At 40.1% G+C, this 13,605-nt stretch carries 13 protein-coding genes; 2 read left to right on the forward strand and 11 right to left on the reverse strand.

Annotated elements, in window-relative coordinates; translation table 11 throughout:
* Positions 1–6 precede the first annotated feature (6 nt).
* From murJ to pcnB, 5 genes are read right to left on the reverse strand one after another with little or no spacing between them, the layout of a single operon-like run.
* Complete coding sequence (murJ, locus tag MMH89_RS04230; protein WP_258568203.1) at positions 7–1,464, reverse strand: murein biosynthesis integral membrane protein MurJ; 1,458 nt, start codon at positions 1,462–1,464, stop codon at positions 7–9.
* Complete coding sequence (locus MMH89_RS04235; RefSeq protein ID WP_258568204.1) at positions 1,461–1,670, reverse strand: FeoC-like transcriptional regulator; 210 nt, start codon at positions 1,668–1,670, stop codon at positions 1,461–1,463. The genes murJ and MMH89_RS04235 overlap by 4 nt, the downstream gene beginning before the upstream one ends.
* The gene (locus tag MMH89_RS04240; RefSeq protein WP_258568205.1) at positions 1,633–3,654 is read right to left on the reverse strand and encodes a ferrous iron transporter B; all 2,022 of its coding nucleotides are present in this window, start codon (positions 3,652–3,654) and stop codon (positions 1,633–1,635) included. Before MMH89_RS04240 ends, MMH89_RS04235 begins: the two co-directional genes overlap by 38 nt.
* Entirely contained in the window at positions 3,647–3,868 is a 222-nt protein-coding gene (locus MMH89_RS04245; protein WP_258568206.1) for a ferrous iron transport protein A, read from the reverse strand. The genes MMH89_RS04240 and MMH89_RS04245 overlap by 8 nt, the downstream gene beginning before the upstream one ends.
* Positions 3,868–5,082, reverse strand: a complete 1,215-nt coding sequence (gene pcnB, locus MMH89_RS04250; RefSeq protein ID WP_258568207.1) for a polynucleotide adenylyltransferase PcnB — start codon at positions 5,080–5,082, stop codon at positions 3,868–3,870. Before pcnB ends, MMH89_RS04245 begins: the two co-directional genes overlap by 1 nt.
* Before the next feature lie 40 nt (positions 5,083–5,122).
* On the opposite strand from pcnB, the gene MMH89_RS04255 reads away from it, so the two are divergent.
* Positions 5,123–5,725: a hypothetical protein gene (locus tag MMH89_RS04255; protein WP_258568208.1), complete on the forward strand. Its 603-nt coding sequence runs from the start codon at positions 5,123–5,125 to the stop codon at positions 5,723–5,725.
* Here MMH89_RS04255 and MMH89_RS04260 read toward each other — a convergent pair.
* From MMH89_RS04260 to MMH89_RS04275, 4 genes are all read right to left on the reverse strand, one after another.
* A complete protein-coding gene (locus tag MMH89_RS04260) occupies positions 5,697–6,821 on the reverse strand; it encodes an NAD(P)/FAD-dependent oxidoreductase (RefSeq protein ID WP_258568209.1) in 1,125 nt (374 codons plus the stop codon). The two genes, MMH89_RS04255 and MMH89_RS04260, sit on opposite strands and share 29 nt — an antisense overlap.
* A 2-nt stretch (positions 6,822–6,823) precedes the next feature.
* Positions 6,824–8,905, reverse strand: coding sequence for a RelA/SpoT family protein (locus MMH89_RS04265; RefSeq protein ID WP_258568210.1), 2,082 nt, complete (start codon positions 8,903–8,905; stop codon positions 6,824–6,826).
* A 12-nt stretch (positions 8,906–8,917) separates the two neighbouring features.
* A complete protein-coding gene (gene rpoZ / locus MMH89_RS04270; protein ID WP_258568211.1) occupies positions 8,918–9,142 on the reverse strand; it encodes a DNA-directed RNA polymerase subunit omega in 225 nt (74 codons plus the stop codon).
* Between the two features lie 68 nt (positions 9,143–9,210).
* Positions 9,211–9,744 carry a guanylate kinase gene (locus MMH89_RS04275; protein ID WP_258568212.1) on the reverse strand — a complete coding sequence of 178 codons (534 nt, stop codon included), beginning with the start codon at positions 9,742–9,744 and terminating at the stop codon, positions 9,211–9,213.
* 89 nt (positions 9,745–9,833) lie between these two features.
* Between MMH89_RS04275 and rph the strand changes: the two genes are divergently transcribed.
* Positions 9,834–10,547, forward strand: coding sequence for a ribonuclease PH (gene rph, locus MMH89_RS04280; protein WP_258568213.1), 714 nt, complete (start codon positions 9,834–9,836; stop codon positions 10,545–10,547).
* Here rph and acnA read toward each other — a convergent pair.
* Both acnA and ssb read right to left on the reverse strand, forming a co-directional pair.
* Positions 10,544–13,090: an aconitate hydratase AcnA gene (gene acnA, locus MMH89_RS04285; RefSeq protein ID WP_258568214.1), complete on the reverse strand. Its 2,547-nt coding sequence runs from the start codon at positions 13,088–13,090 to the stop codon at positions 10,544–10,546. The genes rph and acnA overlap by 4 nt on opposite strands.
* Positions 13,091–13,109: 19 nt before the next feature.
* The gene (gene ssb, locus MMH89_RS04290) at positions 13,110–13,541 is read right to left on the reverse strand and encodes a single-stranded DNA-binding protein (protein ID WP_258568215.1); all 432 of its coding nucleotides are present in this window, start codon (positions 13,539–13,541) and stop codon (positions 13,110–13,112) included.
* Positions 13,542–13,605 lie beyond the last annotated feature (64 nt).

A 13,605-nucleotide genomic window follows, 5' to 3' on the forward strand; every position in this document is an offset into this window, starting at 1 on the left:
TTTCACTCATTTAAATTCTAAAATGCCCCACAGCGTATAGCCAAACTGCTTTAATACAATTTGATACACTACGATACCACTAACTATTTGAAACAACAACTCAAAAATTGCTCGGACACTCATGAATGAAAAATTATATTTCAGCATCGTAATCGCTAAACACATACTGAGAGTAGAACAAACTGTTGGCTTTAGTAATTTAACCTTCCGTAATGGATGCAAGCTTAAAGCTCGCCAGAACAATATGCATTGTAACCAAGCCGATATAAAAGTAGCCATTGGTATTGCTAAATACCCATACCTTGAAATTAACGAGTAGCACATACCTACATTAACCACAAATGCACACAATGTGACCCAAAAAACTTGATCTGTGCGTTTTTTAGCAAATGCAGCTGCAGTCAGTAACTTACTCAACATGAATGCCGGTAATGCTAATGATGAAATCTTTAAAGCTGAAGTAACTGAAACGATATCTATTGAATCTTTGAAAAAAACTGTGGCTATAGAATCTGCAACTAAATATAAACCACACATTGAAGGAATCGCAAATGCTAATGATACATTCACACCATAGCTCAAAGATTCATAGAATTGAGCAATATGATTATTATGAATAGATTTTGAGATCCTAGGCAATAACAAATTTGCAAGCGTAACCGAGAATACACCCAAAGGCATTTGCACCAAACGTTCAGCAAAGTATAACCAAGAAACACTTCCCACTGCTAAAAAAGACAAAAACCATAGCTCAACAATACTCGACAAATACTGCATAAGTTGTGCTAGAAACCCATGTGACACATTTAACATTAACTGCTTCATCTCTCCATTCATCATAAAACGTGATGGAACAATCACCTGTTGCTTGGCCTTACACAAATAGAGGCATAAAGCGAGCTGTAAAACACCCGATACAAATACAACCTTTGCAAGCATATTGGCGGTCAACGGGAAATATAAAAGCCCCGTAACAAAACCAATGTTCAAAATAACTGGCATCACTGAGGTCGGCCATAATTGATTACTCATATTTAATTGTACGGTATAAAACCCACAAAGACTGATCATAAACAAATAAGGAAAAACCCAAGGCATAATACTCAGCACCTTCTGGTATAAATCCGAGTTTAAATCAAGCCCCGGTAAAATATGAGGAAGAATATGATCTACCCCTAGCATAAAAACAAATGAAAAAATAGATAGAACAAGCAGCCAACCCGTAAGCAAGCTCCGCTTAAATGCTTCAGGACTTGAAGCAGACGTAACCGCTGGAACCATTGACTGCATAAACACGCCTTCCGCAAGAAAACGTCGAAACATATTTGGAATTTTAAAGGCCAATATAAAAGCATCTAAATCTAGAGAAGGTCCCATATAACGTGCAAACAAGAAATCCCTAGCAAACCCCAATAATCGCGAACAGAGGGTAATAGAAGCATTATTGATAAGCTGCCTCTTCACCCATCAATCCATTCATAAGATACATCAACCTGACATCCAATCACACAATCTGAACACGTTTGCCTTTGCTGTAAACCACCACGATTGAGCCAGAAATTTAACAGACTACTTGCTACTGAAAGCTCAATCCCATAGTACTGAGCAATCTGGCGAACCGTTAAGCGTCTCCTAACCTGAAACAATGCTTTTACTTTTAGTGGTGTCATAGACTTTCCTAAGCGCTACTAACGCAGCCATACTGAATAATAAAATAAATGTTTCAACCCCTAGCCCATTATAAGCAACTCGAGCACCCCATACCGCTAATATTGAAGACCATGTGAAGGACAAAACGGCCCAAAATGTGCCACACTCAGTGCGAATCGCTGCAATAGTTGATAAACACGGCAAATATAATAAAATAAATACCATATATGCTAGTGCTTGAGAAGGTGTAAACCAACCCTCTAATAAAACACTCGATGTAACCTCTCCGCTACCAAACCAGGATAGCAAAGGCCCTAATAAATTATAGAAAAAATCAGACCAAACTTCACAAAACTGATCAAAAAATGATATAGACTCAACCCCAGATATTTGAATCAGACTGTATAAAGTTGTTAACACCACCTCTTTAGCCACAACACCTGCAATAAGAGACACAATAAGGGGCCACTGATCCGCACCTATCCCCATAAATGAAAAAGCTGGAGCAATCCACTGACTCAATAGTGCCAGCACTGACTCCGAAGCGGAAACCACTTGCCCATTTATCCCTATGCTTGCAAGCACACCTATAACCCCAGAGAAATAGACAATCAAACGCGCAGTGCTCTTAAAAAACGATGCTACCCTAATGCGTACACTTTCTACAATATTAGTAAATGAGGGCTTCAAGTACGGAGGTAGTGTTATTACAGCACTTTGACTTACCTGCATCCCCAATAAATAACGAAACCATAGCGCACTCATTACCGCCAGAATAATACTCAATATATATAGAGACATAATGAGCAAAGGCGCACTATTTGAAAAAAAAGTAGATGCCATCACAACGAATATACTCAACCTTGCTGTACACGCCATAAAGGGCACCATCATAGCTGTTAAAATACGCTGCTCATTTCCTTCGATAAAACGAGTTGCACTAACAGCTGGAACATTACAACCAAAACCCAGCATTAAAGGTATAAATGATCGGCCATCCAACCCAAGCGGTCTCATTAATAAATCAGATAACAAAGCAACCCTAGCTAAGTAACCTGATTGCTCCATATAGGCAAGACAAAAAAACATAACTGCTAATATCGGAACAAACGATGAACACATTGCAATCCCTGACCCGACTGATTTAATCACGACCCAAATTAATGAAGTACTCGGTAATAAATTGATAAATAGCTCCATGAGTTGTGCACTCAGCTCTCCAAATGCGCCACCGACATTAATCGTTAAAAAAAACATCGCATACATAGCTAAAAAGAAGATCGGCAACCCAAACCATGTATGAAGCACCATCTTGTCGAGCCATAAGTAATTGTCTGTACGCTTCAGTATCAGCCCACTTCGATTGAGTCGCGTTAATACTGTTTGATAAAATGCCTCATGGGCTAAAACCCCAACCGACTCATTTTCAAAAGAATCTGAACTCTTCATTAAATGCTGCATACGTGCATATGGGGTGGACATCTCTAATTGATGCCAGTATTTTGAAAACCCTATGGGCCATTCTATAACTGAATCAAAAGCGACCGATTGAGCTTGAGAGACAATCGTGAACATGCGCTCTAATGTTAATTCAGGATCTAACAGGATAGTATTTGAAGGGACAACCTCTCTTAACCGCTGGACTTGTTTTCCTGATGTATGGCTTAACACTGAAATAATCGGCTTTTCCAAGACTAATAGCTGAGTTGCTAATACCAAATCACGATGCAAATGCCGCACATCGATTACATGAACAATAATATCTGCCGCATGAATACACGCTAACGCTTTTTGTGCATCCAACTGATCAAAGTCATCAAAAACACTTGCTATACCAGGCAAATCCGTAAGTTTAATTTTATTCTTGCCCTCCCCCACTGTTTTGCTAAATGCTTTAACAGTAACTCCAGACCAATTACCCGTCTTTAAATTATGATGTGTTAATCGGTTAAATAGTGTAGTTTTACCTACATTAGGTAGTCCTACTAAAACACACTCAATCATCACACACCTTATGTAGTTTTAATTTTTCTAACAAGCTGGTTCTTAAGCCATGCGTTTGTGTTCCTGCTGAAATAATAGCGTAATAACCAAAAAACCAGATATGTTCTATTTTCAATCCAATCCCTGGAATAAAACCCATAGAGATCAACTTATTTCTCAGATCAATACAGTCTGTCTCATAACCTAGAATATGATAAATCTGGCCAGCGTTCATTATCGGGACTCAATATGTTCCGACCAAAATAAAGCCACATCCGATAGTTTAGCTTGAACAGTTGCCCGCGAGATTAACAAATCATAGGCAGCACGCACTCTACTAGATCTTAACACCCGCTTCAGCATCTTATCCCTCATAAGGAACTGATACTGCAAATGCCAAATTTCTATAACTGCCTCTGAAACCCTAGGAGGAATTTCTAGCTTCACCTTTACCAGTATATCCTTTGCTAGTTCCTCTGAAAAACCTCGAACCCGCTTTTTTCTCATCATGGACTCACACACCGGCCAGTAAAGAACAGCCATTAAATACGCCACGCTTAAGCGTTCATTTTGTGCAAAGCGTTTATCAGCATGGCCTGTAAATCGAACTAAAATCTGTTTAGATAAATTTGTATTAGCTTTAACAGTTTCAGAAAATAAAATATCAAAAACACCATATTGCCACATTAAGTGATTGGCATCTCGCGCATAACCTGAATAATAAATCTTTACAACCTCTAAAAACATTCTCTGGGCTGGAACATCAAGCAAGAGATCCCGGTATTTACCAATAGCTTTCTGAATTTCCTCGTCTACCGTTAAACCTAACTTTGCCTCAAACCGAATAGCCCTCAAAATTCTAATCGGATCTTCTTTAAACCGCTCAAAAGCATTACCAATACTTCGCAGTCTTTTATGCTTTAAGTCGTCCCATCCACCTACATAATCTAATATTGCACTATCATGGTAACGTAAATAAAGTGCATTAATCGTGAAATCACGCCTAAGCACATCATCATGGATTTTCCCATAAACATTGTCTCGCTTAATCATTCCTTTTGCAGAGAACTCTCGACCTCGTTTTGCAACAGATCTAAACGTAGAAACCTCAATATAAGAGCGGCCAAATAATACATGCACCAAACGAAAGCGTTTGCCAATCATGATGCTTCGTTTAAAACATTTTAAAATTTTATTGGGCCGAGCTGAAGTAACAACATCACAATCCTTAGTCGTCAACCCAGAACCCAAATCACGTATCGCACCACCCACTAAATATGCATCATACTTATTTTTATTCAAAGTATGTAAGACTTTAATTGCATTGGGATCCACAGCATCAAATGTAATCCCATGAATACTTTTATCAATAATCTTCTGGGGTGGTTTAGACCCTTTGAATAATTGACAGATATAGCGCATCATGGTAAAATTCTCAATAATTGACATAGCATACTCTATACAATTAGAATTGTCATGGAAATTAATGATGAAGATTACAACCTTTGGATTTGCAATTAATGCTGATCCCTCCCAAATTGATCAATGCTTGGTTCCAGCGCTCTTAGCTCACGAACAATCACTCTCAAATTTAAATTGGGTTGACAATATTTACCCAAAAGAAGGTGACCGCTCAAACACACTTGCCAAGTCCAAACTATTAAATTATTTGGTGTTCTATAAAACACATACAATTTGCATTATTGCAGCCAGTGATCTAGGAATTACAACTTGTCTCGAAACCTATGATCAGGGACACAGCATCCTATTTTCTGAAAATCCACCTACTACCGTTTATGATGAACAAAACCTGCATAACCGTTATGTATTAATTGACCACAATAACAATAAGCATGAAAGCTTTCCAACATTGAACCTTTCTCAAACCAACCTGAAAAAATTAAACGCTATATATATTGATCTAAATTCATTCTTAAAGAATAACATACAACATATATATGAAATCATAGGAAGAACACAGCCTCAAATTTTATATTTATATGGCTTAAAGTCAAAAGATATTGATAAAGGAATTGAAGTTATTTCGAAACTAACACAAGCACTTAAATCCAATTCTTCATCTGACCTTTAAGTACTTCGCGCTCTTTTATAAAATCACCAGAGAGCGCAAAGCCAACTAGCTCATCCCCCTGATAAGCAACCGCTCTCACACCCTTGTCATGACGCTCTACCCTCCATTCAGCAGGAACCTCAGAGTAACAAAAGGTAACTGGATAATCTGGTGTCTTAACGCCCACAGGTAAAGGTGGGTACACAATGCCTTGCTTAACACCACAAATATGTTTTGCTATGGTGTCTGCGCAAATCTTAAGTGATGAGACATAATAACGTTTAATGCCGGATACTGAAGCGCAATCACCTAGCGCATATATGCTTGGATCTGATGTTTGACCATACACATCGACATTGATTGCATCATCACATATGATGCCAGCTTCTTGTGCTAATTTAATATTTGGCGACAAACCCAAGCAGGCCAGCATGACATCTGCGGAAATCTCCTCTGACTGTGTCCTGACACAAACCGAATCCTTTAACGCAGTCACTGCGGAAACTGCACAATTAACTTTTACATCAACCCCTCTATCCTTCAATGCAAGCGCCATCCCCATCCCTATTTCTTTTGGGACAAAACGTGATAAGAGTGTTGATTCACTTTCAAGTAAAGTAATTTTTCCCGCTATTGCTGATAAATCATGCGCAAATTCACAACCGATTAGACCACCTCCTAAAATCAACAAATGGCTCTTATCATCAATAGCTTGATGGAAAGTATCATAGGCATCTAAATCATTCACTCGATAAACGGGATGACTATCCGGCAACCAGTCATAGCAAATAGGGCTTGCACCTAATGCTAGAACCAGCCGGTCATAAGGGACTTGAGTATCTTTTAAATGAACCAACTTATTAATCTTATCTATACGTGCTACCTGCTGCCTAGTGATCATTTCACAGCCCCAGTCTTTCTCTATTTGCTGCTGAGTCATTTGCACCAAATCCTTTACCTTTTTTCCTTGCTTTACAACGTTCGACAAACTGGGCTTAGAATAGAACACGCCACGCTCTTGAGTAATGACTGAAACTGACCCAGAAAACTTTTGATCATGCAGATTTTTAGCAACCAGCAAACCTGACAATCCAGACCCTATAATAACAACCTTCATACTTATCCCCTATATACACTTACTACTAGTTTCAACTGCTGCAAGCTTTGGATAACCAAACTTAAGTGCTCAAGTGATTGCACACGGATGGTTAGATCGTACTGATTTAACTCACCATCTACAATACGTCTAAAGCCAATCACACTCACCCGCATATCAGTAAGCATCGCAATACAACTAGATAAACTATTATAATCATACTTTAGCTGTATCGAGCATACACTCGTATACAACTGCTCAGAGGGCTCGCCCCATGATACAGAAACACACTGATTTGATGGCAATACATCCAGCTGTCTACAACTCTTCCTGTGCACAGTTAAACCTGCGCTAGCAGAAAAACAGCCCGCAATACAATCGCCAAAAACAGGATAACAACAGGCTGCTAAAATATCTGTATCTCCGCCATTAACGGTTATGGGCTTAATAGAATCAGTATAACGACCTTCTGTGTAGTAGTCTCGGCATGCATCTACTACTTCTTCAACTAAAAGCTCACCTCGACTTAATTGACCGTAAACTTCAGGAATACGATATCCCGCATGGCTTAAGGTATCATCTACAATTTTTCGATGTGCCATATAGCCTAGGCCTGCTTGCTCCAAACGATAAACAAGTATATTGTGCCCAAGCTGATCCTGCGTACAGACCTCTTGCTCCTTTAGAAAAGCCTTAATACTTTGCTTTGCCTTTGAAGTAGTCACAAAATCAAGCCAAGATGGGCGCACCATCCGCTTATCACTTTGGACGATCTCTACCGTTTGTCCATTTTTCAACCTGTGAGACAGTGGAACTTTTTCACGGTCAATGATCGCATACTTAGCCTTAAAGCCTAAATCAGTATGAATATAAAATGCCATATCTAGCGCAGTTGCACCGACCTTCATCTCTACAATTTTACGCTGTGGAGTTAGCACATATACTTCATTTTCTCCCACCTTAGTCTTCAACAAATGCAAAGCAGTTGCATCATCTGAACACACCGTTTTAATTTTTGTTAAATCATCGAACCAGACTTGATGCTTACGACAATTAAATTCTGTTTGCCCACTTTTATACAACCAATGCGCAGCCACACCTTGTGTAGCAACTAAATGCATCTCCTGGGTTTTTACCTGTATTTCAATCATTGCTCCATTTGGCCCATATAGCACCGTATGAAGCGATTGGTAACCATTTCTTTTGGGAGAAGCAATATAGTCTTTAAAGCATCCCGCTTTGGGCATATACATGGCATGCACAATTCCGATCACCGCGTAACAGTCTTGTAATGAATTCACACATACCCGAAGTGCATATACATCCATAAGATCTGAAAAACGCTTTTTCTTGATCATTTTTTGATATATACCATAAAACTGCTTTTCACGTGCAGTAATCTCAGCAACTTCAATTTGCAAAGACTTTGCCTTTACTTTAATTTCACCTTCAATGTGTTTAAGCAACTCAACCTGACCGCCACTCACACGATACATATGTGCTAATAGTATTCTATAACGAAATGGATAAAGTGCAGAAAATCCTAAATCATCTAACTCTATAGATACCATTTGCATACCTAATCGCTTGGCAATCGGTGAGTAAAGTTCTAGAGTTTCCATCGCCATTTTCTTACGCTTAGGTGCAGGCAAAACCTGAATTGTTCGCATATTATGCAAGCGATCTGCCAGCTTAATGATAATCACGCGAATGTCTTTAGACATTGCCAAAAACATTTTACGATAATTTTCTACCTGATACCGCTCAACTGAATCATAGCGAACCCGACTAATCTTCGTTACTCCTTCAACCAAGTCAGCAACCACCGTGCCAAATCGATCACTCAAGTTCTCTCTAGTAACCTCTGTATCCTCTACCACATCATGTAGTAGTGCCGCCATTAGAGACTCCGCGTCTAATTTTAACCCTGCTAATATGTAGGACACCGCAACTGGATGACAAATGTAAGACTCACCTGATATTCTAGTTTGTGTAAAATGCGCTTGTTTTGCAACTAAATATGCATCCCGTACACGGGCACAATCTTCTGGTGATAAATAGGACAACCGCGTTTGAAGATATGAAAATGATAAAGGTGAATCCATTCTAAATCAGTATTAGTACTCAGAATCCTCGTCAAAATCTTGTTGGGCTAATCCTTCTGACGTCAGATTCCCAGCAGCAATCTCTTTCAATGCCACAACAGCCGGTCTATGTCCTTGCGCTTCTACGGTTGGCTGCATTCCATCATGTAATTGTCTTGCACGATCTGCTGCAACTTGAACGATTTTAAAAGGACTTTGAATGACTGCCTGACAGTCTTCCATTGTAATTCTGGCCATTTGTATTACCCTAAATAACTTATATCAAAAAGAATTATATACAATTATTCATATTTATCAAGAATAATTTAACCAATCTTTGACTGAGCCCATGTAGTAATATCTTGTTTTGCTGTTTGCAAGTCATCATTCACAAGCCGACAAGAGAACTGCTTGGCTTGAGCTAAATCAGACTCTGCGTAACGAATTCTATCATCATTGCCTGAACGTTTAACTAAGCGCTTTGACAATACTGAAATATCCTTAGGTTCTATAAAAACGACATCAGCATTATACTGCGCTTCAAGCTTTTTGGCACCCTCCCAGTTCATAACGAGCAGCACTGGACTTTTCAACAACAATGACTCTAAATCAGCCGATCGCAATCCATAGAAGGTACCGTAATGCTCATTAAATTCTACAAACCGATTGGATTGAATGAGCGCCTCAAAATCGAGTTTAGATAAGAAAAAATAATCGACACCATCTTTTTCAAACTTCCTCGGAAGTCTTGATGTACAAGTCACACAGCGCTTTATCCCCAGCTCCTCGACTAAATGATTGGCTAGCACTGTTTTCCCCACACCCGATGGACCTGTGATGACTAAAAGTCTATTCTTCATGCAAAACCCCAAAAAAAGTTCAAAATATCATTTACTTTACTCTAATTATCAGCAAGAATAAAGCGCTTAACACGGTGATAACATTCAGTATGATACGTACAATTAAATTCCAAGAACATACTTCACATCCTGCAGCGGGATGTGTTGAGGTTAATGCTGGCAACACAAAAATATTATGCACTGCCAGCATCATTAACCAGCATGTGCCCAGATTCCTTAGAGACCAGCACCATGGATGGCTTACTGCAGAATATAGTATGTTACCTGCTGCAACCCATTCCCGAACCGATCGTGATGCGACCAAAGGAAAAGTATCCGCTCGAAGCTCTGAAATACAAAGATTAATTGGTAGAGCACTTCGCAGTAGCGTGCGTTTAAAGCAACTTCCTCAGATGACCCTAATTCTTGACTGCGATGTCATACAAGCTGATGGTAGTACACGGTGTCATGCAATTAATGGCGCTCAAATAGCACTAGTTCGTGCACTACAACGCCTACAGATTACTAAATCATTACGTAAAGACCCACTCAAAAACCTGGTTGCTGCCGTTTCTGCTGGGATTATGGATGGTCAAATCGTACTCGATCTCGACTATCAAAAAGATAAAAATGCTGATGCAGATATTAATATAGTTATGTCAGAGCATGGAGATTTAATTGAGATTCAGGGAACTGCAGAAAACAAGCCTTTTAGCCCTGCACAGCTCAACCTGGTACTTGATAAAGCTTGGCCAGCTATCGAGTCTATTATCCACATGCAAAAACAATTACTTGAAAAACCCTACCCCTACACGATTGATTAAACTGTCATACGCCTTAAAACATATGGAAGTATGCCACCCTGTTGATAATAAAGTAGCTCTGAGTCGGTTTCTAAACAAGCACGTATCTTAAACTCAATATTTGAACCGTCAATTGTAGCAATCAACTCTGATTGTGGCTGGCTCATATCAGCAATACCTTTAATGCTTATTTTTTCAGAGCCCGTCAGTTCCGGAGCGGCGCCTACAAACTGACAAGGCAAAACGCCCATGCCCAGTAAGTTTGAACGATGGATGCGCTCAAAGCTTTGTGCAATCACCACTTTAACACCTAACATCATCGTACCCTTTGCAGCCCAGTCACGCGATGAACCCGTGCCATATCGACTACCTGCAATCAAAACCAAATCACAATTATCCTTTTGATATCGAGTTGAAGCATCGTAAATCGACATTACCTCACCACTAGGCATATGACGCGTATAGCCACCCAGCTGATCCTTAAGCATTAAATTATTAACTCTTGGATTAGCAAACGTTGCCCGGACCATGATAGCGGAATTACCCCGCCTAGAACCATAAGAGTTAAAGTCAGACTTCTCCACACCTTGTGCAAGCAAATGCTCTGCTGCAGGGCTATCATGTGCAATATGACCCGCTGGTGAAATATGATCGGTTGTCACATTATCGCCAAATAATGCAAGTATATGCGCCCCAGATACGTCTGATCGGCTACTAGGATTTGCACCTATATCAGTTAGAAACGGGGGCTTTTTAATATAGGTGGAACTTTGATCCCAATCATATAATAAGCCTTCCGGTGCAACGACTCGATCCCATGCTGACCCACCCTGCTCTATTGTTGCATATTCTTTTTTAAACATAGATTGACTCACAGCCATTAAGGCCTGATCAATATCAACCTGCGCCGGCCAAATATCATGCAAATAAATAGGTTGACCTTTGTGGTATCCAACGGGATCTTTGCTTAAATCCAAAGCCATTGTTCCAGCAATTGCATAGGCAACCACCAATAAGGGTGAAGCCAAGTAGTTAAACTGCGTCTGCGGATGTACCCGCCCTTCAAAGTTTCTATTCCCAGAAAGGACAGAGCATACATTCAACCCCTGATCCTTAACCTTCTGTGCAACCCATTCATCTAGCGGCCCTGAGTTGCCGATACACGTCGTACAACCATAACCCACTAGATAGAAGCCTAACTGCTCTAACTCACTCACCAAACCTAATTTATTCAAGTATTGCATGACGACTGTTGAACCAGGCGCTAATGATGGCTTAACCCACTTAGGTAGTGACAAACCTAATTCATTAGCTTTTTTTGCCATTAATCCAGCACCAATTAATACCGATGGGTTTGAAGTATTCGTACAACTCGTAATGGCAGCGATCACCACTGATCCATCTGACAACTGTTCTCGTGAGGCCCCATTATTTAATACTAATGTATCAGGAACATTTGGCAATAAAACCAATTGCTCTGGACGCTTTGGTCCAGCAATACAGGGATAAATTTCTGACAAATCAAATACAGCTGTTTGTGAATATTCAACCGCATGATTATTATCGTAGAAAAGCTGCATCTCTTTTAGATAAACCTCTACTAAACCTATATGCTTAGGATCTCGTCCTGTTAAGTTCAAATAGTCTAATGTTTTTTGATCACATGGGAAAAAAGCACTCGTTGCACCATACTCTGGCGCCATATTTGCTATGGTTGCCCGCTCTGCTAAATCAAGCTGTTCAAGACCCTCTCCATAAAATTCAACAAACTTTCCGACTACATTCATGCCTCGTAAAAACTGAGTCATGGACAACACCATATCCGTTGCGGTCACCCCATCTCGAAGCGCTCCCTTCAACTCAATACCTAAAACCTCAGGAATTACCATACGAATCGGCTGCCCAAGCATTGCGGCCTCTGCCTCAATACCTCCTACACCCCAACCTAAAACTGAAATACCATTAATCATCGTCGTATGACTATCCAGGCCTACTAGCGTATCTGGGTATAACCAACCTTTGTTGTTTTCAACCACTGTCGCTAGGTACTCTAAGTTTACCTGATGACAAATACCTTTACCTGGAGGAACAATCCGTACACCATCAAAAGCTGATTGAGCCCACTTTAAGAATGAATAGCGCTGCTCATTATTAACAACTTCCTCAGAAGTATTTTTCTCCAAAGCATCAGGTTGCCCGTAATGGTTGACCGTAACTGAGTGATCTGCAACCAAGTCTACACGGCACAACGGGTTAACACTACTCGGATCATGGCCCATAGCTTTACAAGCATCGCGCATTGCAGCCAGGTCAACAAGGGCTGGCACACCCGTCAGATCCTGCATCAACACTCGACCTGGGTAGTAATTAACCATAGGTGAACCCTCGCCCTGCACCCACTGCTTAAATGCATCGACTATTGCATCTTGCTCACTGAGCTGATTCCTACATGCATTCTCTAATAGAATCTTTAAACTATAAGGCAACCGACTCCAATACGCTATTTGGGATATATCGATCACATGATAGGTATTGTCATCAACGCTAATCCGTCCCTGGACCATAATTTACTCCTAACCAACCTTAAAAAGGAATATCATCATCAGCTATATCACTTGCAACCGGTGCTGCAGGCTTATTCATTGCTGGTGCTGGCATATCACCTCCAGCTGCTTGCATTCTGCTATCTAACATCTGCATTTCGTTAGCAACAATTTCAGTTGTATAACGCTCTGCACCCTGATTATCAGCCCACTTTCTAGTACGGATGCTTCCTTCAATATATAACTTAGTTCCTTTCTTAACATACTTTCCAGCAATCTCAGCTAGCTTTCCATACATAACAATCCTGTGCCACTCAACTCGATCTTGCTGCTGCCCGGTTTGCTTATCACGCCAACTTTCTGATGTAGCGATGCTCAAATTAACAACTGCCTGCTCATTAGCTGTATAGCGAATATCTGGATCTTGGCCTGCATTACCAATAATCATTGCTTTATTTAATCCTCTACTCATTTATATACCTCTCATACGTTAACTGCTCATACCTTACCAAATGATTCACACGCATGCTATAAGG

It is taken from the genome of Candidatus Comchoanobacter bicostacola (genome assembly GCF_024172705.1).
GTDB lineage: Bacteria > Pseudomonadota > Gammaproteobacteria > Comchoanobacterales > Comchoanobacteraceae > Comchoanobacter > Comchoanobacter bicostacola.

Coding starts and splice junctions, on each gene's coding strand:
- MMH89_RS04235 (WP_258568204.1), bottom strand. CDS start 1,670: ATGACACCACTAAAAGTAAAAGCATTGTTTCAGGTTAGGAGACGCTTA.
- MMH89_RS04240 (WP_258568205.1), bottom strand. CDS start 3,654: ATGATTGAGTGTGTTTTAGTAGGACTACCTAATGTAGGTAAAACTACA.
- MMH89_RS04245 (WP_258568206.1), bottom strand. CDS start 3,868: ATGAACGCTGGCCAGATTTATCATATTCTAGGTTATGAGACAGACTGT.
- pcnB (WP_258568207.1), bottom strand. CDS start 5,082: ATGTCAATTATTGAGAATTTTACCATGATGCGCTATATCTGTCAATTA.
- MMH89_RS04255 (WP_258568208.1), top strand. CDS start 5,123: ATGAAGATTACAACCTTTGGATTTGCAATTAATGCTGATCCCTCCCAA.
- MMH89_RS04260 (WP_258568209.1), bottom strand. CDS start 6,821: ATGAAGGTTGTTATTATAGGGTCTGGATTGTCAGGTTTGCTGGTTGCT.
- MMH89_RS04265 (WP_258568210.1), bottom strand. CDS start 8,905: ATGGATTCACCTTTATCATTTTCATATCTTCAAACGCGGTTGTCCTAT.
- rpoZ (WP_258568211.1), bottom strand. CDS start 9,142: ATGGCCAGAATTACAATGGAAGACTGTCAGGCAGTCATTCAAAGTCCT.
- MMH89_RS04275 (WP_258568212.1), bottom strand. CDS start 9,744: ATGAAGAATAGACTTTTAGTCATCACAGGTCCATCGGGTGTGGGGAAA.
- rph (WP_258568213.1), top strand. CDS start 9,834: ATGATACGTACAATTAAATTCCAAGAACATACTTCACATCCTGCAGCG.
- acnA (WP_258568214.1), bottom strand. CDS start 13,090: ATGGTCCAGGGACGGATTAGCGTTGATGACAATACCTATCATGTGATC.
- ssb (WP_258568215.1), bottom strand. CDS start 13,541: ATGAGTAGAGGATTAAATAAAGCAATGATTATTGGTAATGCAGGCCAA.